This window comes from Nonomuraea sp. NPDC050404 (genome assembly GCF_040655495.1).
Taxonomy (GTDB): Bacteria; Actinomycetota; Actinomycetes; order Streptosporangiales; family Streptosporangiaceae; genus Nonomuraea.
In genome coordinates, this window is record NZ_JBFAKB010000007.1 from 286785 (window position 1) to 308809 (window position 22025).

At 71.4% G+C, this 22025-nt stretch carries 23 protein-coding genes; 11 read left to right on the forward strand and 12 right to left on the reverse strand.

From position 1 onward, the window contains the following. Position 1: 1 nt before the first annotated feature. The 8 genes from AB0I81_RS21480 to AB0I81_RS21515 all read right to left on the reverse strand — a co-directional run bounded on the left by AB0I81_RS21480 (position 2) and on the right by AB0I81_RS21515 (position 9118). Complete coding sequence (locus AB0I81_RS21480; protein ID WP_360659141.1) at positions 2–958, reverse strand: helix-turn-helix domain-containing protein; 957 nt, start codon at positions 956–958, stop codon at positions 2–4. Positions 959–1189: 231 nt separating this feature from the next. Beyond that, entirely contained in the window at positions 1190–2119 is a 930-nt protein-coding gene (gene lipA, locus AB0I81_RS21485) for a lipoyl synthase (RefSeq protein WP_360659143.1), read from the reverse strand. 81 nt (positions 2120–2200) lie between these two features. Beyond that, the gene (gene lipB / locus AB0I81_RS21490; RefSeq protein ID WP_360659145.1) at positions 2201–2893 is read right to left on the reverse strand and encodes a lipoyl(octanoyl) transferase LipB; all 693 of its coding nucleotides are present in this window, start codon (positions 2891–2893) and stop codon (positions 2201–2203) included. Positions 2894–2930: 37 nt separating this feature from the next. After that, the gene (locus AB0I81_RS21495) at positions 2931–3668 is read right to left on the reverse strand and encodes a peptidase E (RefSeq protein ID WP_360659147.1); all 738 of its coding nucleotides are present in this window, start codon (positions 3666–3668) and stop codon (positions 2931–2933) included. A gap of 35 nt (positions 3669–3703) precedes the next feature. Beyond that, positions 3704–4597 (reverse strand): TIGR01777 family oxidoreductase, encoded by an 894-nt coding sequence (locus AB0I81_RS21500; RefSeq protein ID WP_360659149.1) that lies wholly within the window; start codon positions 4595–4597, stop codon positions 3704–3706. 96 nt (positions 4598–4693) lie between these two features. Further along, positions 4694–6154, reverse strand: coding sequence for a 2-oxoglutarate dehydrogenase, E2 component, dihydrolipoamide succinyltransferase (gene sucB / locus AB0I81_RS21505; protein ID WP_360659151.1), 1461 nt, complete (start codon positions 6152–6154; stop codon positions 4694–4696). 42 nt (positions 6155–6196) lie between these two features. Beyond that, complete coding sequence (lpdA, locus tag AB0I81_RS21510; RefSeq protein ID WP_360659153.1) at positions 6197–7561, reverse strand: dihydrolipoyl dehydrogenase; 1365 nt, start codon at positions 7559–7561, stop codon at positions 6197–6199. A gap of 51 nt (positions 7562–7612) precedes the next feature. Continuing rightward, entirely contained in the window at positions 7613–9118 is a 1506-nt protein-coding gene (locus AB0I81_RS21515) for a leucyl aminopeptidase (RefSeq protein WP_360659155.1), read from the reverse strand. Between the two features lie 69 nt (positions 9119–9187). Here AB0I81_RS21515 and AB0I81_RS21520 point away from each other — a divergent pair, with 69 nt between their 5' ends. Genes AB0I81_RS21520 through AB0I81_RS21530 form a run of 3 tightly spaced genes read left to right on the forward strand, consistent with a single transcriptional unit; the run spans position 9188 to position 11441 of the window. Beyond that, positions 9188–9547, forward strand: a complete 360-nt coding sequence (locus AB0I81_RS21520; protein WP_360659157.1) for a GntR family transcriptional regulator — start codon at positions 9188–9190, stop codon at positions 9545–9547. Continuing rightward, positions 9544–10515 carry a hypothetical protein gene (locus AB0I81_RS21525; RefSeq protein WP_360659159.1) on the forward strand — a complete coding sequence of 324 codons (972 nt, stop codon included), beginning with the start codon at positions 9544–9546 and terminating at the stop codon, positions 10513–10515. The genes AB0I81_RS21520 and AB0I81_RS21525 overlap by 4 nt, the downstream gene beginning before the upstream one ends. Next, positions 10512–11441, forward strand: coding sequence for a CPBP family intramembrane glutamic endopeptidase (locus AB0I81_RS21530; protein ID WP_360659161.1), 930 nt, complete (start codon positions 10512–10514; stop codon positions 11439–11441). The genes AB0I81_RS21525 and AB0I81_RS21530 overlap by 4 nt, the downstream gene beginning before the upstream one ends. A 79-nt stretch (positions 11442–11520) precedes the next feature. Here AB0I81_RS21530 and AB0I81_RS21535 read toward each other — a convergent pair whose 3' ends face one another. Further along, entirely contained in the window at positions 11521–12441 is a 921-nt protein-coding gene (locus AB0I81_RS21535; protein ID WP_360659163.1) for an adenosylcobinamide-GDP ribazoletransferase, read from the reverse strand. 34 nt (positions 12442–12475) lie between these two features. On the opposite strand from AB0I81_RS21535, the gene AB0I81_RS21540 reads away from it, so the two are divergent. Next, positions 12476–13276: an ATP-binding cassette domain-containing protein gene (locus tag AB0I81_RS21540; RefSeq protein WP_360659165.1), complete on the forward strand. Its 801-nt coding sequence runs from the start codon at positions 12476–12478 to the stop codon at positions 13274–13276. 125 nt (positions 13277–13401) lie between these two features. Here the strand turns inward: AB0I81_RS21540 and AB0I81_RS21545 are convergent, their stop codons facing one another. Continuing rightward, positions 13402–14454, reverse strand: a complete 1053-nt coding sequence (locus tag AB0I81_RS21545) for a bifunctional adenosylcobinamide kinase/adenosylcobinamide-phosphate guanylyltransferase (RefSeq protein WP_360659167.1) — start codon at positions 14452–14454, stop codon at positions 13402–13404. Positions 14455–14604: 150 nt separating this feature from the next. Here AB0I81_RS21545 and AB0I81_RS21550 point away from each other — a divergent pair, with 150 nt between their 5' ends. Next, the gene (locus AB0I81_RS21550) at positions 14605–14811 is read left to right on the forward strand and encodes a hypothetical protein (protein WP_185106952.1); all 207 of its coding nucleotides are present in this window, start codon (positions 14605–14607) and stop codon (positions 14809–14811) included. Between the two features lie 65 nt (positions 14812–14876). On the opposite strand, the gene AB0I81_RS21555 is transcribed toward AB0I81_RS21550, so the two are convergent. After that, complete coding sequence (locus AB0I81_RS21555) at positions 14877–15875, reverse strand: aldo/keto reductase family protein (protein WP_360659169.1); 999 nt, start codon at positions 15873–15875, stop codon at positions 14877–14879. Between the two features lie 57 nt (positions 15876–15932). On the opposite strand from AB0I81_RS21555, the gene AB0I81_RS21560 reads away from it, so the two are divergent. Continuing rightward, positions 15933–16910: an SMI1/KNR4 family protein gene (locus AB0I81_RS21560; protein ID WP_360659171.1), complete on the forward strand. Its 978-nt coding sequence runs from the start codon at positions 15933–15935 to the stop codon at positions 16908–16910. Between the two features lie 3 nt (positions 16911–16913). Here AB0I81_RS21560 and AB0I81_RS21565 read toward each other — a convergent pair whose 3' ends face one another. Further along, a complete protein-coding gene (locus AB0I81_RS21565; RefSeq protein WP_360659173.1) occupies positions 16914–17525 on the reverse strand; it encodes a DUF3043 domain-containing protein in 612 nt (203 codons plus the stop codon). Positions 17526–17650: 125 nt separating this feature from the next. Between AB0I81_RS21565 and AB0I81_RS21570 the strand changes: the two genes are divergently transcribed. From AB0I81_RS21570 to AB0I81_RS21590, 5 genes are all read left to right on the forward strand, one after another. Next, the gene (locus AB0I81_RS21570; protein WP_360659175.1) at positions 17651–18478 is read left to right on the forward strand and encodes a PspA/IM30 family protein; all 828 of its coding nucleotides are present in this window, start codon (positions 17651–17653) and stop codon (positions 18476–18478) included. Next, entirely contained in the window at positions 18475–18753 is a 279-nt protein-coding gene (locus AB0I81_RS21575; RefSeq protein ID WP_360659177.1) for a hypothetical protein, read from the forward strand. The genes AB0I81_RS21570 and AB0I81_RS21575 overlap by 4 nt, the downstream gene beginning before the upstream one ends. A 4-nt stretch (positions 18754–18757) precedes the next feature. Further along, positions 18758–19657, forward strand: a complete 900-nt coding sequence (gene htpX, locus AB0I81_RS21580; protein ID WP_360659179.1) for a zinc metalloprotease HtpX — start codon at positions 18758–18760, stop codon at positions 19655–19657. A 7-nt stretch (positions 19658–19664) separates the two neighbouring features. Then, complete coding sequence (locus AB0I81_RS21585) at positions 19665–20222, forward strand: hypothetical protein (RefSeq protein ID WP_360659181.1); 558 nt, start codon at positions 19665–19667, stop codon at positions 20220–20222. Between the two features lie 149 nt (positions 20223–20371). Beyond that, positions 20372–22000 (forward strand): alpha/beta fold hydrolase, encoded by a 1629-nt coding sequence (locus AB0I81_RS21590; protein ID WP_360659183.1) that lies wholly within the window; start codon positions 20372–20374, stop codon positions 21998–22000. The last annotated feature ends 25 nt before the right edge of the window (positions 22001–22025 follow it).

Genomic DNA, 22025 nt, shown 5'->3' on the forward strand with positions numbered 1-22025 from the left:
TTCAGCGCACGGCGTGCGAGCGACGGTACTCGGCCGGCGGCATCCCGTACGCGCGCCGGAACAACCTGCTGAAATGCGCCGAATCGGGCAACCCCCACCGGGCGCCGACGACGCTCACGGACTGGGCGCCGCCCGCGATCAGATCCGTACGGCAGCGTTCGAGCCGCCGCTGCCTGATCCAGGCGGCCACCGTCGTGTTCTCCGTCTCGAACAGCCGGTGCAGGTAACGCACCGAGATGTGGCAGGCCGCCGCGATGGCCGCCGGATCCAGCTCGACGTCCCCGAGCCGCTGCTCGATGAAGGCGTGCACCTGAAGCAGCAGCGTACGCTGCCGGGCGTCGGCGGGCAGGGCGCGCTGCCGGTCCAGCCGCTCGGCCACGGCTGCCCCGACCAGGTCCGTCACCACGGTGGACAGCCGGGCGGCGCTGCCAGGCCGGTAGGTCTCATGATCCAGCGCCACCCGCCGCAGCAGCGGCACGGCCAGCGCGGCGGCGCCCGACTCGCCCGCGATGGGCAGCGCGGCCAGCTCCGCCACCGCGTCGACCGGCACGGCGAGCTGGTCGCGCGGCAGGCTGAACACCACCAGCCGCACCGCCGAGTCGTAGGCCAGCTCATAGGGCCGGGCGAAGTCGTAGATCGCGAACTCGCCCCGGCTGAGCTGCGTGTTGCGCCCGTCCTGCGACAGGCGCGGGCTGCCCTCCAGCGCGAGCACCACCCGGTAGAGGTCGGGGTTGTCGCGGCGGATCAGGCCGGAGGTGCGGTGCACGCTGTGCGGGGTGGAGGTGTGGATGCGGCCGACGCCCACGGCGCCGAGCCTGCCGAACTCGATCTCTCCGCGCAGCGGCGCGTCGGGGTCGATGCGTAAGTCCAGCGGGCCGAGGGTGTCGCAGACGACGCTCCGCCAGGCATCGTGGCGCCGCCCCTCGGGCAGGTCACTCGTACGGATCAGAACGGCCATGCGGATCGCCCTCCAACGGCTGCGCTGCGACGGTCACCACACGCCGCCCGGGCGGCTGCGCTGCCATGCTAGCCCCGGCCCCCGACACACAACACTTCCCGGCACCCGCACACCCGCACGTCCGCCCACCCGCAGATCCGAGCATCCGGGCACCTGCGCCTCTCAGCCTCACCAATGCCCTGGCACGGAAAAGCCCCGGGACAAGCCCGGGGCTCTTGTAGGTGGCGGGGGTCAGGCCGTCTGGCGGGCCTCGATGGCCTGCTTGTACAGCTTGCCCGCCCGGTACGACGACCGCACCAACGGCCCGGACAGCACCCCGGCGAACCCGATCGCCTCGGCCTCGGCCTGCAGCTCCACGAACTCCTCCGGCTTGACCCACCGCTCCACCGGATGGTGGCGCGGCGTCGGCCGCAGGTACTGGGTGATGGTCAGCAGATCGGTGCCGGCCTCGTGCAGGTCGCGCATCGCCTCGACGATCTCCTCGCGGGTCTCGCCCATGCCCAGGATCAGGTTGGACTTGGTGACCAGCCCGGCCTCGCGGGCCGTCGTGATCACACCCAGCGAACGCTCGTACCGGAAGGCCGGCCGGATCCGCTTGAAGATCCGCGGCACGGTCTCGACGTTGTGCGCGAAGACCTCGGGCTTGCTGGAGAAGACCTCCTCCAACTGCTCACGGTTGCCGTTGAAGTCGGGCACCAGCAGCTCGACGCCGCAGCCGGGCAGCAGCCCGTGGATCTGGCGCGCGGTCTCGGCGTAGAGCCAGGCGCCGCCGTCGGGCAGGTCGTCGCGGGCCACGCCGGTCACGGTCGCGTACTTCAGGCCCATCTGCTGGACGGACTCGGCCACCCTGCGCGGCTCGTCGCGGTCGTATTCCTTGGGCTTGCCCGTGTCGATCTGGCAGAAGTCACAGCGGCGGGTGCACTGGTCGCCGCCGATCAGGAAGGTCGCCTCGCGATCTTCCCAGCACTCGTAGATATTGGGACAACCCGCCTCTTCACAGACCGTGTGCAGGCCCTCCCGGCGCACGAGCGATTTCAGCTCGGTGTATTCGGGGCCCGTCTTCAGCTTGGTCTTGATCCACGGGGGCTTGCGCTCGATAGGGGTTTCGGCGTTACGCACCTCCAGACGGAGGAGCTTTCTGCCTTCAGGAGCAACGGTCACCATCTCAGCTTACGTCTCCTGGTGAAGTCGCCAGGTCGGGGGTCAGGAGATGAGCCGGGCGCCCCCGGCCGCGGCCCCCGGTCACCGCCGTAGCAGATCCTCTTCGTGCAGCTCGAAGGACTCCTTGCCGAGCGCCTCCGCCAGCCGCTTCTCCGCGATCGGCAGGACCTCGTCGGCCACGATCCGCCGGCCCGTCTCCGCCGACAACGAGGAGACCCCCACGTCGGGGATGCCGCACGGCGTGATCCGGTTGAACCAGCGGGGGTCGTTGGCGCAGTTGAGCGAGAACCCGTGCATGGTGACCCCGCGCGAGACCCGCAGCCCCACCGCCCCGAGCTGGCGGTCGGGCAGGCCGAGCGCGGGGTCCCCGGCCGCCCACACCCCGCCGCGGCCGGGCACCCGCCGGGCGGTGACGCCGAAGTCGGCGCACACCTGGATCATCGTGTCCTCCAGGCGGCAGGCGTAGGCGACCACGTCGGTGATGGCGACGATCGGGTAGACGACCAGCTGCCCGGGACCGTGCCAGGTCAGGCGGCCGCCGCGATCGACGTCCACGACGGGGGTGCCGTCGGAGGGGCGTTCGTGCGGCGCGGTGCGCCTGCCGGCCGTGTAGACGGGCGCGTGCTCCAGGAACAGCACGGTGTCCGTCAGCTCACCGGCGGCCCGTTTGCCGTGCACCCAGCGCTGGAGCGACCAGGCCTGCTCGTAGGGGACGTCGACACCGAGCCGGACGATGGCGAGAGCGTGGGGATCGTCCCCGCGGATGGGGCGCATGAGCCTATTGTGCCGTTCCCTCACCCTTGAAGGGTAATCAGGGGGTCAGCAAACGTGGCTCGATCCTGAACTCCTTTACCCTTCCCGCACCCTCGTTATCCACCCGGTACGCGTAGGCCCCGGCCTCCACGCTCACCGCCTGGATGAACTCCGTGCCCACGTAGTGCAGGGCCACGCCCTCGTCGGCGGCGTACCCGCCGGGCAGTTCGCCGTTGCCCACCGAGTGCTGCAGCAGCGGCCGGCGCTGCGGTTCGGCGTTGTAGTGCACCCCGCAGGAGTAGGGCAGCAGCCCCATGCCCTCGGCCCACACCCGCAGCTCGGGCCCGAAGGAGTCGGTGTTGCCGCCGACGTGCCAGCACAACGCGCCCGCGCTCTGCCCCGACAACACCACCCCGGCCCGCCACGCCTGCTCGAAGATCTCGTCGAGCCCGTGCAACCGCCACAACGCCATCAGGTTCGCCACGCTGCCACCGCTGACATAGATCATGTCCTGCTCAAGGACCCACGCCCGCGGATCGGCCACGTTGGGCATGGGGAACACCGTCAGATGGCTCAACTCGACATCCCAGCCGGCGAAGGCGCCGTACATCTTCAGCACCCAGTCGGAGGAGTCGCCCATCGCCGTGGCCACCAGGCCGAGCTTCGGCCGGTCCTGGCCGGTGAGGTCTAGGCCGTAGCGCAGCAGCGCGCTGGCCTCGATCTGGTTGTGGCGCCTGCTGGAGCGGAACGATCCGCCTCCGATGGCGAGGATGTGCGACTGTCCTGACCGGCTCATGTCAAATTCTCTCAGCTTGATGAACGAACGGCACCTCAGAGTACGGCGCGCAGCGCGTCGTCGAGACTCGTATGCGAGAAGCGGTAGCCGCCGGCCGTCAGCTTGGCCGGCGCGAGGCGGTGACTGGGCAGAAGAGCCTCGCGGGCGAACTCCCCGACCCCCGCGGACAGTGCGAACGCCGGCACGGGGATCGGCATCGTGCTCCGGTGCAGAGCCCTGCCCAGAGCCTTGGTGAACTCGGCGTTGGTCACGGGCGACGGGGAGGCGAAGTTGACCGGCCCTGTCAGGTCCCGATGGCTCAGCAGGTGCCGCGCGGCGCCCACCCAGTCGTCCAGGCTGATCCACGACCAGTACTGCCTTCCCGACCCGAGCGGCGCCCCCAGCCCCATCCTGAAGATCGGCAGGATCCGGCCGAGCGCCCCGCCGCCCCGGCTCAGCACCAGCGAGGTACGCGTCGTCACGACCCTGACGCCCGCCTCCGCGGCCCGCAGGGCCTCACCCTCCCAGCGCTCGCACAGGTCGGCCAGGAACCCGCCGCCCTTGCCCTGGGTCTCGTCGATCACCCGGTCACCGGTGTCGCCGTAGAAGTCCATCCCGGAGGCCGACAGGAGCACCTCGGGCGGCTTGGACAACTCCCGCAGGGCGTCCACCAGCACCCGGGTGCCCTGGACCCGGCTCTCCAGCAGCTCACGCTTGTACGCGGGACTCCAGCGTCTACCGCCGATCGAGGCCCCGGCCAGATGCACCACGGCCTGCGCCCCTTCGAGCGCCGCCAGGTCGATGACCTGCTCGGCCGGCTGCCAGAACGCTTCGTCGTCCTTGGCCGGCTTGCGGCGCACGAGCCGTACGACCTGCTGCCCGTCGGCCCGCAGAGCCTCGGTGAGTGCCGTCCCGATCAGCCCCGACGCCCCCGTCACGATGATCGCCATGCCCCCACAGTACGCCGCGGGGACACCGTACGCAGGGAGGCGAAACGAAAGGCCGGGCGGTCCCCGAGGGAACCGCCCGGCCTGTCGGGGACCTGCTCAGGCGAGGCCGAGCTGCGCCTCGAAGCGACCCTCCTCCAGACGGCGCTTGACCGTCGTCAGGAAGCGGGCCGCGTCGGCGCCGTCGACCAGGCGGTGGTCGTAGGTCAGCGCCAGGTACACCATCGAACGGACCGCGATGACCTCGCCCTCCGGCGTGTCGATCACCACGGGCCGCTTCACGACGGCGCCCGTGCCGAGCATGCCGACCTGCGGCTGGTTGAGGATCGGCGTGTCGAACAGCGCGCCGCGGCTGCCCGTGTTGGTCAGCGTGAACGTGCCGCCGGTGATCTCGTCGGGCGTCACCTTGTTGGCGCGGGTCCGCTCGGCCAGGTCGGCCGTCTTACGGGCCAGCCCGGCGAGGTTGAGGTCGCCGGCGTTCTTGATGACCGCCGCGATCAGGCCGCGCTCGGTGTCGACCGCGAGGCCCAGGTGCTCGACGTCGAAGTACGTGACCTCCATGGTCTCGTTGTTGATCGTCGCGTTGAGCTTCGGGTGCTGCTTGAGCGCCTCGATGGCGGCCATCTCGAAGAACGGCATGAACGTCAGCTTGACGCCCTCACGCCGCTGGAAGTCCGCCTTCGCCTGCTCACGCAGCCGGGCGATCTTCGTGACGTCCACCTCGACCACCGTGGTGAGCTGGGCGGCCGTCTGCAGCGACTCGACCAGGCGCTTCGACATCGTCTGGCGCAGGCGCGACATCTTCTCGGTACGGCCGCGCAGCGTCGTGTCGACCTCCACCGGCTCGGGCGCCGCGGCCGGCGCCTGCGCGGCCGGAGCCTGCGCGGGAGCCGCCGCTGCGGCGGGAGCCTGGGCGGCCGGCTGGGCGGCGGGCTGAGCGGCGGCGGCCGCGGCCTGCTCGCGCTGCGTCTTGGCGGCCTCCAGCACGTCCTGCTTGCGGATCCGGCCGCCCACGCCGGTGCCGTTGATGGCGTCGAGGTCCACCCCGTGCTCGTTGGCGAGCTTGCGCACCAGCGGCGTCACGTACGGGCTGTCACCCGAGGACGCCACCGGGGCGGGGGCGGCGGGCTGAGCCTGCGGGGCGGGAGCCTGCGCCTGAACGGGAGCAGGCGCGGGGGCCGGGGCCGGAGCCGGAGCGGGCTGCTCCGGAGCGGGCTGCGGGATGGAGGAGGCGGGGGGAGCGGGCTCGGGCTCCGGCTCGGGCTCGGGAGCCGGCGCGGGGGCCGCCGCCTCGGGAGCCGGGGCAGCGGCGCCCGGCTGGGCGTTCTCGTCGATGACGGCGAGTTCGGCGCCGACCTCGACGGTCTCGTCCTCAGCAACAACGATCTTGGTGAGCACACCCGCGGAGGGCGACGGAATCTCGGTGTCGACCTTGTCGGTCGACACCTCGAGGAGCGGCTCGTCGGCCTCGACGCGCTCGCCCTCCTTCTTCAGCCAACGGGTTACCGTGCCCTCGGTAACGCTCTCGCCGAGCTGGGGCATCTGTACGGAGACCGGCATCGTTATTCTTCTCTCGCGTTCTGATCTCGAGGGCTGGACTAACTAGTTGTGTACGTGCAGCGGCTTGCCGGCCAGGGCCAGCATCGCCTCACCCATGGCCTCGGACTGGGTCGGGTGTGCGTGAATGAGCTGGGCGACCTCTGCGGGCAGCGCCTCCCAGTTGTAGATGAGCTGGCCCTCCGTGACGAGCTCGCCGATCCGCCGGCCCACCATGTGGACACCGACGACGGGGCCGTCCTTCTGGGCGATGACCTTCACGGCGCCCGCGGTGCCGAGAATCTGGCTCTTGGGGTTGCCCGCGAGGTCGTAGACCTGCTCGACGGTCTCGATCCCGCGCTCGGCCGCCTGCGCCGAGGTGAGCCCGACCGAGGCGACCTCGGGGTCGGAGTAGGTGATGCGCGGCACGCCCGCGTAGTCGATGGGCGGCGGGTTGAGCCCGGCGATGTGCTCGGCCACCATGATGCCCTCGGCGAACCCGGCATGTGCGAGCTGCAGGGTCGGGATCAGGTCGCCGATGGCGTAAACCCCGGGCACGGAGGTCCGGCAGTGCTCGTCGACCACGACGGCGCCGCGCTCGACCGTGATGCCCTGCTCCTCGAAGCCCATGCCCGCCGACACCGCGCCACGGCCGACCGCGACCAGCAGCAGCTCGGCGTCGAGCGTCTTGCCGTTGGCCAGGGTCACGACCACGCCCGTCTCGGTGGTCTTGACTCCGTCGAAGAAGACGCCGAGCTCGTACTTGATGCCGCGCCGGCGGAAGGCCCGCTCCAGCAGCTTGGAGCTGGACTCCTCCTCGGTCGGCAGCAGGTGCGGCAGCGCCTCGACGATCGTCACCTCGGCGCCGAACGAGCGGTAGACGGACGCCAGCTCGACGCCGATGACGCCGCCGCCCAGCACGATCACCGACGCGGGCACGCGGTCCATCTTCAGCGTGTGCTCGCTGGTGATGACGCGCTCGCCGTCGATCTCGAGGCCGGGCAGCGACTTGGGTGCGGAGCCGGTGGCCAGGACGAGGTTGCGGCCCTCGTAGACGTCGGAGCCGACCTGGATGCGATTGGCGCCGGCCAGGCGGCCCTCGCCCTCGACGATGGTCACGCCCGCGGCCTTCAGCAGCCCCTGCACGCCCTTCCAGGCCCGAGTGACGATCTTGTCCTTGAAGGCGTGGACGCCCTGGACGTCGATGCCTTCGAAGCGCGCCTTGACGCCGTACGACTCGCTCTCGCGGGTCTCGTCGGCGATCTCGGCGGAGTGCAGCAGGGCCTTCGTGGGGATGCATCCCCTGTGCAGGCAGGTGCCGCCGATCTTGTCCCTTTCGATCAGGGCGACCGACTTGCCCAGCTCAGCCGCTCTAAGGGCGCAGGCGTAACCGCCGCTGCCGCCCCCTAGGACGACGATGTCATAGGCCACGGGAAGGCTCCTTGTCGGGGTGTTCTTGATGCCGTCATCTTTTCATTTGTTTCAGATGCTCGCGTGCCGCTCTGCGAGTCCGATGAGCGTGCGGGTGATGGCGCCCGTGCCGCCCTTCGGTGTGTAACCGTACGGCTCGCCCTTGTTGTAGGCGGGACCGGCCATGTCGATGTGCGCCCAGCGCACCCCGTCCGGCACGAACTCCTTCAGGAAGATGCCCGCCGCCAGCATGCTGCCCCAGCGTTCCGGCTGGAGGTTGGCGATGTCGGCGATCGGTGAGTCCAGGCCCTTGCGCAGCTCCTCGGGCAGCGGCATGCCCCACGCGCCCTCGCCGGCGGCGTGCGCCGCCTCGACCACCAGCTCCCTGATGGCGTCGTCGTTGGCCATGACGCCGGCGGTGCGCCAGCCGAGCGCGACGATCTGGGCGCCGGTGAGGGTGGCCACGTCGACGATCACGTCGGGGGAGTCCTCGCCGGCGCGGGCGATGCCGTCCATGAGCACCAGGCGGCCCTCGGCGTCGGTGTCGAGCACCTCGACGGTCTTGCCGCTGTAGCTGTGCAGGACGTCGGACGGGCGCTGCGCGGTGCCGCTGGGCAGGTTCTCGGCCAGGCAGAGGTAGCCGACGGCGTTGACCGGCAGGCCGAGCCCGGCGATGCCGACCATCGCGCCGAGCACCGCGCCCGCGCCGCCCATGTCGGACTTCATCAGGTCCATGCCCGCCGACGGCTTGAGCGAAAGGCCGCCCGAGTCGAAGGTGATGCCCTTGCCCACGAAGGCGAGGGTCTTGGTGGCGTCCGGGTGGCTGTAGGCGAGGCGGACCAGGCGCGGCGAGTTGGCCGAGCCCTGGCCGACGCCGATCAGGCCGCCGTAGCCGCCGTCCTTGAGCTGCTTGTCGTCCAGCACCTCGACGCTCAGCCCGGCCTCGGCGCCCGCCTGCTCGGCGAGCTCGGCGAACTTGGCCGGCCACAGGTCGGAGGGAGGCGTGTTGACCAGGTCACGGACGAGGGCGACCGACTCGGCCAGCACGCTCGCGCGCCCGGCCACGCCCTCCGCCTGCCCCGAGAGCACGGTGAGCTCGGCGACCGGCGCCTTCTGCTCGCCGTTCGTGCGGTAGCGGGAGAAGGCGTACGCGCCGAGCAGTCCGCCGAGCGCGACCGCCTCCGCCTCCTCGGCGGTGCCGGTGGGCAGCAGGAGGGCGGCGCGGGCGGTGCCCGCGACGGAGCGCACGCCGGCGCCGGCGGCGCGGCGCAGGGTCTCCAGGTCGGGGGTCTCGCCCAGGCCGACGGCGACCAGCAGCGGGCTGGTGACCGTGCCGAACGTGGGCAGCTTGGCCAGCTCACCGGCCTTGCCGGAGAACGCCACGGCGCCGAGTGAGACGGCGAGTTTGCCGCCGAAGGCGGCGTCGAGGGAGTCGGCGCCCACCGCGGGGACGGGGCCGTCCTGACCTGTCCTGAAGCCGACGATGAGGGCGTCGGTGTCGAACGAGACTGGATCTGCTGAGTTCAGCCGCACAGTGGTCACGTAAACCGATGCTATCCACGGTTTCTCGGTAGTCATAAACAGGGGTTCATCCCACCAATATTTGGTCCCGGGCTACTGCGTAATGGTGCTAGTGTCATTAGCACCATGTTGCTGACGCTCGATCTCAATGACGCCCGCCCCCTCCACGACCAGGTGGCGAGCGCTATCCGGCGCGCCATAGGCGAGGGCTCCTACCGGCCGGGCGACCGCCTGCCGCCCGCCCGCGACCTGGCCGCCGCGATGGGCATCAACCCCAACACCGTGCTGCGCGCGCTGCGTGACCTGCGCGACGAGGGGATGCTGGAGTTCAGGAGAGGGCGCGGCGTCAGCGTGGCCGGGCGCGCCGACGGACACGCGGACGGGCGCGCCCTGCTCACCCAGCGGGCACGTGAGCTGCTGGAGGAGGCCAAAAGGTACGGCTACAGCCGTGACGACCTCATCACGATCCTGGAGGGTTTGAAGTGAGAGACCGTGTCATCGCCGTGGCGTGGTGGCTGATCGTGGCCGGTGTGCTGCTCCTGGCACCCCTGAGGCTGCGCGACCGGCTGCCCGATCCTCTGGCCACGCACTGGGGGTCGTTGGGCAGCGTGCCCGACGGGTCGAGCTCCTTCATCGGGTTCGTGATCTTCACCCAGGTCGCCTGGGCGGTGTTGTGGCTGGTCTTCTTCGTGCTCGGCAACGCGCGCGGGAAGCAGGTTCGCCAGCGGCGGATGACCAGCTGGGGATGCCTGGTGGGGGTGGGCGTGGTGCTGCTCGGCGCGGGCCTCTCGACGCTGAGCGCCAACCTCGACGTCACCGGCTGGCAGGATGCCCTGCTGCCGGGCTGGCACATCCCGCTGGTCATCGCGGCCGCCATCGCCGCCGGCGGCCTGGCCGCCTACCTGGGCAGAGGAGCCCCCGACGAGCCGTCCCCCGAGGGTCAGGCGCCGCCCATGCTCAGGCTCAGGGCCGGCCAGCGGGCGGTCTGGGTCAGCCGCGTCGTCAACCGGTGGCTTCTCGTGGCCGTCGCCCTGGGCATGGTCATCACCGTCGTGACGGCCGCGCTGGGCCTGTCCGGCACGGTCCCGGGAGTCGCCGTGACCGCGATCCTGCCCGGGTTCGTCATCCTGTTCGTGGCCGGGCTGGCGAGCGTGGCCGTCACCGTCAGGGTCGGCGCGGACCGGATCGTGATCGGGTTCGGGCCGTTCGGCTGGCCCGCGCGCAGGATCCGGCTGTCCAAGGTCGAGACGGCCTGGGCCGAGGAGCGGCAGCCGGCGAGCCACGGCGGCTGGGGCTTCCGCGGGATGCCCGGAGCCGCCACCATCATGCTGCGCGGCGGCGAATGCCTGGTCCTGCGCTACCGCTCCGGCGGTCAGCTGGCGATCAGCATCGACGACGCCGAGCGCGGCGCGTCCCTCATCAACGCCCTCATCGCGGAGCGTGTGAATTCATGAAAAGACCTCTGCTCGTCTTCATCGTCCTGGCCTTCGCGCTGTCCTGGGCCGCGGCCCTGCCCCTGTGGTTCGGCGGCGGGCTGAGCTCGCCGCTGATGTCGGGGATGGCCACGCTGATGATGTTCACGCCGACCGTGGGCGTGCTCGGCGTGTGGGCCGTCTCACGCACGCCGTTCCGCCAGTGGGCCAGGGAGACCGGCCTCACGCTGGGCGAGCGCAAGGGCCGTACCGCGGTGCTGGTCCTGACCGCCTGGCTGGGCGTGCCGCTGCTGGTGCTCCTGTCCATGTGGATCAGCGCCGCCGTGGGACTGGTCACGCTGGACCTCGACCGGTTCAGCCTGCTCAGGAAGATGCTGGAGGCGGCCGGCGGCGGGGCGCCCGCCGACCTGACCACGGTGGCCATCGTGCAGCTCATCATCGCCGCCGTGGCCGGGCCCGTGCTGAACGCGATCCCGGCGCTGGGCGAGGAGTGGGGCTGGCGCGGCTGGCTGGTGCCCAGGCTCGTCGCCGGCAACGGCATGCTCGCCGGGCTGCTCATCTCCGGCTTCGTGTGGGGCCTCTGGCACGCCCCGCTCACCCTGCTCGGCTACAACTACCCGAGGCTCGGCTCGTGGGCGGCGCTGGCCTTCATCGCCTTCTGCGTGCTGGCCGGGGTGGTGATGGGGTGGCTGCGGCTGCGTACGGGCAGCGTGTGGCCCGCGGTCGTGGCGCACGGCTCGCTGAACGCCGTCGCCGGGCCCGTGCTGCTGCTCGGCGACGCCGCGAACCCGCCGAACGAAGTCCTGGCCGGGATCACCGGCGTGATGGGCTGGCTCCTGCTCGGGCTGCTCGGCGCGGCCCTGCTCCGCTTCTATCCGGTACGGCCGCCGCGCCCGGCCAGACCCGCCGAACCGGCCGAACCCGCGGAATCGGCCGAACCCGCGTAAACCGGAGCCGCGTCGGGCGGGGCCGGGAGCCGGGGTCGTGAGCTGGGGTCGCGTCGGGCGGGGTCGCGTGGTCGGTGGCTCAGCCGAGGATCGCGTACACCACCAGTGTGGTGGCCGTGGCCGTCTCCACGAGTGCGCCGAGCACGTCCCCGGTGATCCCGCCGAGGCGGCGCCTGGCGTGCGCGAGCAGCAGCAGGGCGCAGCCGAGCCCGGCCAGCAGCGCGACCGGCGCGAGGACGACGCCGGAGAGCCGGGCCTCGGTCCCGGCGCCTCCGGACACCGCCACCGCCACCAGGTCCTGCGGCTGAGCGTGATGTGCCCCGAGGCTGCGCTCGCCCGGCGCCAGGAACGGGGGCTCGTCGGCCGCGGTGGGGAACAGCGAATCCCAGCCTGTGGGTCCGTCCCAGGCCCACAGGCCCGATCCCGGGGCGGTGAGCAGGCCGATCACGGCGGCGGTGAGCAGCGCGGCCAGGGTGGCAGACCAGGCGGAAGCATGGCGTACCGTGCCCGCGACCATCGCGCCGAGCCCGTCGGTACGGGCGGCGGGCACGCCCGACCGGCAGGCCCACGTGAGCGCCAGCCGGCCCGCCACGCAGGCCGTCACCAGCGCCCAGAGCCCGGCGTCGGCCAGCGCCACGACCTGGATGAGCAGCGTCAGCACCAGCGCCATCACACCGAACGGCCCGATGTCGGACTTTTTCATGATGTCGAGCGCCCGGTCGGCCGGCTTGCCGCTGCCCAGCCCGTCGGCCAGGTCGGCCAGCCCGTCCAGATGCAGTCCACGGGTGAGCACGGCCAGCAGCCCGACGGCCAGCGCCGCGCCCAGCAGGGGCGGCGCGGGCAGTAGCAGCGGCAGTGCGGCGAGCAGCCCGAGCAGCAGACCGACCGCCGGGGCCAGCGTCATCGCCCGCCCCGCCACCTGCCGGTCCACCCGCTCCACGCGCACGGGTAACACGCTCAACGTGCCCAGGGCGAACCTCAGCCCGTCCGTCAGCCGCATAACGGACGATCCTAGGGCCCACTAGTGTGGCGGGATGCACGTGGTTGAACTGGAAGGCGTAGGAGTCCGGGTTGTCGGCAAATCGCTGCTGGACGGCGTCGATTGGCAGGTGGACTACGGCGATCACTGGGCCATCCTCGGCCCCAACGGCGCGGGCAAGACGACCCTGCTGTCGCTGGCGGGGGCCGTCAGGCATCCCAGCGAGGGCACGGTCAGGGTGCTCGGCCACCAGCTCGGCCGGGTCGATGTGCGGGAGCTGCGCCGCCACATCGGGCTGGTCGCGTCGAACGGGCGGCTGATCGACGAGGAGCTGATGGCGGAGGAGGGCGCCACCGCGCACACCGTGGTCCTCACCGGCCACACGGGCACCAGCGCCCCCCTCTGGGACCGGTACGGCGACGCCGAGCGCGATCGCGCCCACCGGCTGCTGGCCGACCTGGGCTGCAAGGACCTGGCCGAGCGGAAGTTCAGCGTCTGCTCGCAAGGGGAGCAGGCCAGGATCAGGGTGGCCAGGGCCCTCATGGCCGATCCCGCGGTGCTGCTGCTGGACGAGCCGTTCGCGGGGCTCGACCTGCCCGCCCGCGAGGACCTCATCACCGCCATCGAGGACCTGGCCACGACCCGGCCCGTGCTGACCACCGCGACGGTGACGCACCACCTGGAGGAGGTGCCGTCCACGACCACGCACGCCATGCTCATGGGCGAGGCCAGGGTGCTGGCCGCCGGTCCGGTGGCGGAGGTGTTCACCTCGGCTCACCTCAGCGAGTGCTTCGGACGCCCGCTGCAGGTGGACCGCATCGAGGGCCGCTGGTACGCCCGCGCGGCCCGCCCGTGACAAGCCCTGCTCGTGACAAGCCCGCCCGTGACGAGCCCGGCCCGTGCGGAACCAGCCCCGTGAGCGGCCCGGCCCGTAGCGACCCCGCCGTCAGGATCGTGCGACTGGGCCCGTGATCGGGTCCGTCACAGTTCGAGCAGGCGTCCGGCCACCACCAGTGCCACGTACTCGGATTCGGCCGCCAGACGCTCGTTGAGGCGCCCCAGCGCGTCCCTGAAGGCGCGCCCGCTGGCCGTGGCGGGCACCACGCCCATCCCCACCTCGTCCGAGACCGCCACGATCGGCCGGGGCGCCTGCCGCCACGCCGCCACGAGGTCGTCGCACCGGGCCCCGACCGGCGCGCGGTCCCCCTCCCAGGCCCCGTGCTCGTCGAACACCGCCGCCACCCAGGTGCCCATGCCGTCTATCAGCAGCGGCCCGGTGGCCGTGCGGATCGCCGTGGCCAGGTCGGTGGTCTCGGTGGTGGCCCAGTGCGCGGGCCGTTGCTCCCGGTGCGCCCGCACCCGCGCCGCCCACTCGCCGTCGCCCGCGCCGTCCGGCCCGGTGGCCACGTACGTGACGTCGGGCTCGGCCGCCAGCCGCGACTCCGCCTCGGCCGACTTCCCCGACCTGGACCCGCCCAGCAACAACGCCCGCCGCGGCTGCCGCTGATCAAGCCGCGCGGACCACAACGGCACGTCCGTCCCCACTCGCAAGCCGGGCATCCCGGCGGCCGCTCCCGCCGTCACGTCCAGTTCGGTGCCGTCGGGGACCATGATCGCCCCCCACAACCGCAGCCGTCTGGCCAACTCCTCCTCCGACCTGACCCGGTGATCCAGCCCTACGGCCACCACCGTGGTCGCCTCGTCCGCGAGGCCCGCCCGCCGCAGTTCCCCGAGGCGCTCGGGGCGGTCGGGCAGGTCGATCAGCACCACGTCGTACCGGCCGCCGGAGGTGGGCACGTCCCGCCCCCCGGGAAGGCAGAGCAGCCGGGAACCGTCGGGGCCGGTCAGCCCCAGGCCGTCCGCGCAGACCCGGTAGCCGGCGGGCGGCGCGGCGAAGGGGAAGGAGATCGAGCCGTCCACGAGGAGGCCGAACGGGCGGCGGTGGCCGGGCGGGAGGCAGGCGCACGCGACGCATCGGCAGCCGGGCTCCGGGAGACCCGCCGCGCCGGCCGTACCGGTGAGAAGGACTTTCACCGCGCCGAGCGTAATGCCCGCGCGGGACAGGAGGCCGACCCGGCCGCGACACGGTGCGCGCGCGGGATCGATGGACCCGCAAACTCCGGAGTAGGGTTCCAGTGCCTGCGGAGGGTGCGCCGGCGGACCCGCGGAAAAGGAGCGTATGGCATGACATGGCGGTGGCGTTATGAAAACGCAAATGGTGGTGAGGTGACGGATCGCCCTTTGCCGCGTGAGGTTTTCCCAAGTCAGGCCGATGCGGAGTCCTGGCTCGGCGAGAACTGGCGTGACCTGCTGGATTCCGGAGTCGAGCAGGTGGCGTTGCTGGATGAGGACCGCGTGGAATACACGGGATTGTCATTGCGTCCTGAATGAGCCCGGGTGAACGAAAAACCCCTTGAGCCGCAACGGCGCTCAAGGGGTTTTTGTCATACGGGAGGTTATGGCCGGGTGGCCGGGCTCACCGTCTTGGCCGGGTCGCGCTCGACGACGTCGCCGAGCACGTCGTCGATCCGCTTCAGCACCTCGGCGTCCAGCTTGACGCCCGCCGCCTTGACGTTGTCGCGCACCTGCTCGGGGCGGCTGGCCCCGATGATGGCGCTGGCCAGGTTCGGGTTCTGCAGCACCCAGGCGACGGCGAGCTGGGCCATGCTGAGCCCGAGGTCGGCCGCGATCGGCTTGAGCTCCTGCACGCGCGTGAGCACGTCGTCCCTCATCATCTTCTTCATCGTGTTGCCACCGGCCACGTCCACGGCCCGCGACCCCTGGGGCGGCTGCTGGCCCGGCAGGTACTTCCCGGTCAGCACACCCTGCGCGACGGGCGACCAGACGATCTGGCTCACGCCCTCCTTCTCGCACAGCGGAACGACCTCGGACTCGATGACCCGCCACAACATGGAGTACTCGGGCTGGTTCGACACGATCCGGTCGAAACCCATCTCATCGGCGATCTTCAGGGCGCGGCCGATCTGGTCGGCGGTCCACTCGCTGACGCCGACGTAGAGGACCTTGCCCTGGCGTACGAGGTCGTCGAAGGTCTTGATGGTCTCTTCGAGCGGGGTCTCGTGGTCGAAGCGGTGTGCCTGGTACAGGTCGACGTAGTCGGTCTGCAGGCGGCGCAGCGAGCCGTGGATCGACTCGGTGATGTGCTTGCGCGACAGGCCGCTGTCGTTCCTGCCGGGGCCGGTCGGCCAGTAGACCTTGGTGAAGATCTCCAGCGACTCCCTGCGCACGCCCTTCAGCGCCCGGCCGAGCACCTCCTCGGCCTTCGTCCCCGCATAGACGTCGGCCGTGTCGAACGTGGTGATCCCCTCGTCGAGGGCCGCCTGCACGCACTGCTTGGCGGCGTCCTCCTCGACCTGGGAGCCGTGGGTGAGCCAGTTGCCGTAGCTGATCTCGCTCACTTTGAGACCGCTGCGACCGAGGTGTCGGAATTCCATGCATCAGACCTTAATGGCGTCACATGTGCTGATCTGTTTCGGGATAGGGTGCGCGACGTGCTGAAGCTCGTACGGCTGGCGCTGACGGCCGCCATCCTGACCGCGATCGCGGTACGGCTGCGCCGTCGTGCCCGCATGCCCGCCCACCGGCCCATGCCCGTACCGCCCTCACCGCCCGCCCGCCGTACGCGGATGGGTCTGGTGTGGGCCGGCATCGCGGCGGTCGTCGCGCTCACCCTCGTCGCCGCACTGGTGCCAGGAGGGGCTGGAAGGGCCACGGTGGCGCAGGGGGAGTCGTCGGCGAAGAGTCACGAGGAGCTCAGGCAGGAGAGCCTGAGAGCGCAGACACAGGCCCCTGCAGGGACCCCCACGCCCGCACCGGTCCCCACGCCCGCACCGACCCCGGATCACCGCTGCTCGCCCGCGCCGCGCCCGGTGACCGTGCGGCCGATCGATCCCAAGGTCAAGCGGGCCATGGACCGGCAGTGGCGGCGGATCGAGCGGTGGCTGAAGGCGAACGCGCCGCGCACGTACCGCACCCTCGGCGCGCCCGGCAAGGCGCGCACGATCGCGATCGCCGAGGCCCAGATGGGCGTGGACTTCCCGGACGACCTGCGGGCCTCCCTGCTGCGCCACAACGGCTCGCCGGGCTTCGGGTTCGGGGCCGATTTCGGTGACTCCTCGAATCTCGGCATCCGCGAGATCAGGGACACCTGGCGCCACATGTGCCACCTGGATCCCACCGACGTCAACGACGACCCGTGGCTGGAATCCTGGAACGGCCGGATGATCCCGTTTCTCGTCTTCAGCGACCGGGATGACGGATCCGCTTTCTATGCCGTGGTCGATTCCGTCGGCGGCGAGGTCGGCTGGGACGACACGATCTCGGGCATGGCTCCCCGGATGCCGTCGTACCACGCGCTCGTGCGGACCGTCGCCGACGCCCTGGAGGAGGGATCGGAGTTCGACGGCTGGCGGCCCGCGACCAAGCGAGGCGTGCTGCGCTGGGAGAACGTGGAGTACGGCAACCCGTAGGAGCTACCGCTTGGGAGCCACCGGCTTGCCGCCGGGCAGCAGCGTGGGCGGCGGGAAGCGCAGCTTGCGGATCTGCAGCGCCCGCATGGCCGCGTAGAAGCCCACACCCTTGACGCTCTCGTTCGGCAGCTTCTCCGCCACCAGCCGCTTGACCTTGAAGGACACGAAGACCGAGGTGAACAGCACGCCGATCATCATGATCGGCCAGCCGATCGTGACCACGTAGCCCAGCACCTGGGCGCGCACGGCCATCGGCCAGGGGACCCAGGTGGCCAGCAGGATCAGTAGCGAGAACGGCAGGAAATACTGACTCGGCAGCCGCCGCGAGTCGACCCAGTCACGCGCGAACTTGCGCGCTGGGCCCTTGTCACGAACGGGAAGATACCGCTCGTCACCTGCGAGCATGCCCGCACGGGCCTTCTCGCGCTCGGCGGCCTGCTTGGCCCGCATCTGCCGGTATGCCTCTTTGCGGTCTTTCGGCGCGGAGACATACTGGCGCCGCTTGCCTTCGGCATCCCGGCGCTTGGGTGTGGGACGACCTTTACCCTGGGGCTTAGGATCGTCATCGGGGACGGGGGTGTCCGCCACGGAGGTTTGGGAACGGCGTCGCAACACGACGTCAACCCTACCTGGACTGCAACTTAGTGACGCCCTCGTGCGTTATGCGTAGGGTAATCCCAAGGCGGCTGCGCTGCAGCGGGATAACACCAGCACGACCTAGAAGGGGACGGCCGACGCGCATGAGCGTGATGAAGAGACTTTCGATGATCTTCAAGTCCAAGGCCAACAAGGCCCTGGACAAGATGGAGGATCCGCGCGAGACCCTTGACTACTCCTATCAGCGGCAGCTCGAACTGCTGCAGAAGGTGCGCAGGGGAGTGGCCGACGTGGCCACCTCGCGCAAGAGGGTGGAACTCCAGATAACCGGTCTTGAGAATCAGTCGTCGCGCCTGGAGGACCAGGGCCGCAAGGCGCTGTCCGTGGGCCGCGAGGACCTGGCCCGTGAGGCTCTGCAGCGCCGTTCCGGCCTGCAGGCCCAGATGGCCGATCTGAAGGTTCAGCATGACAACCTGCAGGCCGAGGAGGAGAAGCTGACCACGGCTTCCCAGCGGTTGCAGGCCAAGGTCGACTCCTTCCGTACGAAGAAGGAGACCATCAAGGCGACCTACACCGCCGCCGAGGCGCAGACGCGCATCAACGAGGCGTTCTCCGGCATCTCCGAGGAGATGGGCGACGTCGGCCTGGCGATCCAGCGCGCCGAGGACAAGACGGCGCAGATGCAGGCCCGCGCCGGCGCCATCGACGAGCTGCTGGCCAGCGGCGCGCTCGACGACTACAGCGGCACCCGCGGCGACGACATCCAGGCCGAGCTCGACCGCATGGGCGGCGGCATGGACGTCGAGCTTGAGCTGGCCAGGATGAAGTCCGAGCTGGGCCAGGGCCCGGCGCCGAAGTCGGCGATCGAGCAGGGACAGCCGCAGCAGCAGTCCCAGCCTCAGCCGCAGGCACAGCCCCAGCAGCAGGGTGGCCAGACCCAGCAGTACCGCCAGCCTGGGGAGGGCGCATGATTGTCAGGATCATGGGTGAGGGCCAGATCGAGATCTCGTCCGAGGACATCGCCGTGCTCAACACGCTCGACAGCGAGCTTGAGGCGGCGATCGAGGCGAGTGACGAGAAGGCCTTCCGCGTCAAGCTGCACGCATTGCTCGACAAGGTGCGCCATGTAGGCAAGGCGCTCCCCGACGACAGCCTTGAGCCGTCAGAGCTGATCCTTCCCCCCGCGGACGCCTCGATCGAGGAAGTCCGGGAGATGCTGGGCGACCAGGGCCTGATCCCGGGCTGAGCCCGTGAGCACGCGGTTCGCGTCCGACAGCGGCCTGACCCGCCGCATGGTCGTGACGATGTTCCTGCTCGGCCTGCTCTACGTGGTGTTCGTCGGCGTCCTGATCGCCCTTGGCGTGCGGGCGCTGACCGTCCTGGTGCTGGCCGGTGGCCTGCTGGTGGTGCAGTACTTCCTGTCCGACCGCATCGCGCTGTTCGCGATGCACGGGCGGGAGGTCTCTCCGCAGGAGGCCCCCGAGCTGCACGGCCTGATCGACCGTCTGTGCGCGCTGGCCGACATGCCCAAGCCGCGGGTGGCGATCGCGGATTCCGACGTCCCCAACGCGTTCGCCACCGGCCGCAACCAGAAGAAGGCGGTCGTCTGCGTGACGACCGGCCTCCTGCGCCGCCTGGAGCCGCAGGAGCTGGAGGGCGTGATCGCCCACGAGCTCTCCCACGTCGCGCACCGCGACGTGGCCGTCATGACGATCGCCTCGTTCCTCGGGATCGTGGCGGGGCTCATGACCAGGTTCGCGCTCTACTCGGGGCTCGGCGGCCGCCGCAACGGCGGCCAGGGCGGGTTGCCCATCGGCGCGATCATCCTGCTGGTGTCCGTCATCGTGTACGCCGTCAGCTTCCTGCTCACCCGCGCCCTGTCGCGCTACCGGGAACTGGCCGCCGACCGCGCGGGCGCCCTGCTCACGCAGCGCCCGTCGGCCCTGGCCAGCGCCCTGACCAAGGTGAGCGGCGAGATGGCGAGGATCCCGACCAGGGACCTGCGCGAGGCGGAGCCGTTCAACGCCTTCTATTTCGCCCCGGCGCTGGCCAAGGGCGAGACGCTGGCGAACCTGTTCTCCACGCACCCGCCGCTCGAACGCCGGCTCACGCAACTGGCGGACATCTCGCGGCAACTGGGAAGGGGCTGAGATCAGCATGGGCTGGCTCGACGCGCTGCTCGGCCGGTCGAAGCCGGTCAAACCGGATCTTGACGCGCTGTTCGCGCTGCCGTCGGCGGCCGTGACGCTGCAGGCCGCGACCGGGCTCGTGCCCACGGGTCTCGGCTCGGTGGCGTTCAGGGCCGCGGAGGGCGGCGCGTTCGCGGCGGTGGAGAGCGAGGCCAAGGCGCTGCTCGGCGAGCGCGTCGAGGAGTCCGACGACGGCTACGGCTACACCTGGCTGCTGGTGCGCCGCCCGCCCGATGCGCTCAGCGACCTGGTCACCGAGTTGCACGCGGTCAACTCCTCGCTGGAGGGCGCCGGGTTCGGGCCGTCGCTGCTGTGCTCGCTGGTGTCCTTCGCCGGTCCTGACGGCCGGCGGCTGGCCGTGGTGTACCTGTACAAGCGCGGCACCTTCTATCCCTTCGCGCCGCTGCCGGGGCAGCGGCGCGACAACGCGCTGGAACTTCAGGCGAGGGGCGCTCTGGAGGGTGAGCTGGCGCTGGAGAAGGACCTCTCCCGCTGGTTCCCCGTCTGGGGCGCGCCCGGACTCTGACCGACCGGGCTGCTCGACCCTGACCGTCCGGGCTCCTGGACTCTGCCGTATGGAACTTCGGACTCTGACCGGTGGGTAGCTCGGCTCTGGCCGGGGTGCTCTTGGGTGCCAATCGCACTGGGTGATCTAATTGTCACGTGGAGCGAAGGTTGTTCGTACTTGCCGCGGCGGCGTTGATCGTGACGGCTGTGCTGGGCAGCGCGTGGATCACCGGCCAGTTCACCACGCCCGCCGTGGACAGGACGGACGGCTACGTCAGTGAGCTGGCCGCCCGTGACCAGCCGTGGACCCGCCTGTTCCGGGTCAGCGACGCGTTGTCGGGGCTGGCCTGCCTGGCCGGCGTGGCGCTCGTGCCGAGGGTGGCGCGCGAGTGGCCCGGCTGGCTGGCGCTGGCCGCGTTCGGGCTGCTCGTCCTCGCCGCCGGGATCTTCCCGCTGGACTGCGCCGCGCTCAGCGACCCGCTCTGCGGCCGGCGTGGGACCTCGCCGGGGCACCTGGCCCACACGCTGGCCCGCGTGCTGGGCACGCTCGCCGTGCTGGCCGCCATGGCGCTGCTCAGCGAGCGGTGGCGGTCGCGGGTGTCGTGGTTGTTCACGTGGCTGACGGTGGCCGCCACGCTGTTCACGGTGGTGGCGGTGGCCGCCGGGCACGGCGCGGGCCTGGCGCATCGCGCCCAGCTCACGATGATCGCGGTCTGGCTGGTGTACGTGGCGCTGCGGCTGCTCATCCTCGACGGCGACGACCCGAACGCCGAGGCGGGCCCGCGGATCGCCCTGGGCCGGATGGGCGGCGTCGGAGGCGCGCGCGTCCGGGCGGACGACGCACCCCGCTGGAACGCCGCGGAACGCACCTGGCGCGCGCCGGACGGCGTCACAGGCGCGTGGACAGGACCGACTGGCGATGCGGGCGCGTGGACAGGCTCGGCTGGTGACGCGGGCTCGCGGGCAGGACCGGCTGGTGAGGCGGGCGCGTGGGCGGGCTCGGACGGGGGCACGGGCAGGGGTGCGGAAGTGGTGGGCGGGGGCGGGCGGCCGCATGTGGTGGTGCAGGGGGCCGGGCCCACGGTGCTGATCACGGCGGGGAGCGCGGGCGCGTGGTTTCACTGGGAGGCGGTCGCGGCGCTGCTCCGGGCGGCCCACCGCGTCATCCGCTTCGACCGTCCCGGCCTCGGACTCAGCCCCGGCCCGCCGGCCCCGCCCACCCTGTACGCCGAGGTGGCCCGCCTCGCCGCGCTGTCCCCCGCGCACCCCGAGCAGGTCACGGTGATCGCCCATGGTGTGGCGTGCTGGCACGCGGAGGCATTCGCCCGGCTGCACCCGCTGCGCCTGGCCAAGCTCGTCCTGGTGGCGCCGGCCTGCGCGGGTGAGGGCCGGCCGCGGGCCGCCGCCAGGGCCGCCGGCCGCTGGCTGCCCGCGCTTGGCGGCACGTGGGGCGCGACCGCCCTGGCCCGGGTGGCGGGACCGGCCGCGCATCGGCTGCTGACCGGCCTGCCGGACCCGTACGGCGTCTACGCCATGGGCAAGGTGCCGGCCGCGGTGGCGGGGGAGTGGCTGGCCCGCCGCGACATGGCTGCCGACCTGCGCAAACTCAGGACGGCCCAGCCGTTCCCCGACGTACCGGTGACCGTGATCAGCACCGCCGGCGGTGCGGGCTGCAGGCGGGCGCTGGCCTCAGAGCTCGGCGCCGAGCACGTACGCTTGCCTGGATACGGCCGCCGGCTGCAGCTCAGCTCCCCGCAGGCCGTCGCCGACGCGGCCGCAACCCGGCCGAATACGTGACGGACACTCGCGGCGCCGACCAGAA

Coding starts and splice junctions, on each gene's coding strand:
- AB0I81_RS21480 (WP_360659141.1), bottom strand. CDS start 958: ATGGCCGTTCTGATCCGTACGAGTGACCTGCCCGAGGGGCGGCGCCAC.
- lipB (WP_360659145.1), bottom strand. CDS start 2,893: ATGCGCCCCATCCGCGGGGACGATCCCCACGCTCTCGCCATCGTCCGG.
- AB0I81_RS21495 (WP_360659147.1), bottom strand. CDS start 3,668: ATGAGCCGGTCAGGACAGTCGCACATCCTCGCCATCGGAGGCGGATCG.
- AB0I81_RS21500 (WP_360659149.1), bottom strand. CDS start 4,597: ATGGCGATCATCGTGACGGGGGCGTCGGGGCTGATCGGGACGGCACTC.
- sucB (WP_360659151.1), bottom strand. CDS start 6,154: ATGCCGGTCTCCGTACAGATGCCCCAGCTCGGCGAGAGCGTTACCGAG.
- AB0I81_RS21515 (WP_360659155.1), bottom strand. CDS start 9,118: ATGACTACCGAGAAACCGTGGATAGCATCGGTTTACGTGACCACTGTG.
- AB0I81_RS21520 (WP_360659157.1), top strand. CDS start 9,188: ATGTTGCTGACGCTCGATCTCAATGACGCCCGCCCCCTCCACGACCAG.
- AB0I81_RS21530 (WP_360659161.1), top strand. CDS start 10,512: ATGAAAAGACCTCTGCTCGTCTTCATCGTCCTGGCCTTCGCGCTGTCC.
- AB0I81_RS21535 (WP_360659163.1), bottom strand. CDS start 12,441: ATGCGGCTGACGGACGGGCTGAGGTTCGCCCTGGGCACGTTGAGCGTG.
- AB0I81_RS21540 (WP_360659165.1), top strand. CDS start 12,476: ATGCACGTGGTTGAACTGGAAGGCGTAGGAGTCCGGGTTGTCGGCAAA.
- AB0I81_RS21550 (WP_185106952.1), top strand. CDS start 14,605: ATGACATGGCGGTGGCGTTATGAAAACGCAAATGGTGGTGAGGTGACG.
- AB0I81_RS21555 (WP_360659169.1), bottom strand. CDS start 15,875: ATGGAATTCCGACACCTCGGTCGCAGCGGTCTCAAAGTGAGCGAGATC.
- AB0I81_RS21570 (WP_360659175.1), top strand. CDS start 17,651: ATGAGCGTGATGAAGAGACTTTCGATGATCTTCAAGTCCAAGGCCAAC.
- AB0I81_RS21575 (WP_360659177.1), top strand. CDS start 18,475: ATGATTGTCAGGATCATGGGTGAGGGCCAGATCGAGATCTCGTCCGAG.
- AB0I81_RS21585 (WP_360659181.1), top strand. CDS start 19,665: ATGGGCTGGCTCGACGCGCTGCTCGGCCGGTCGAAGCCGGTCAAACCG.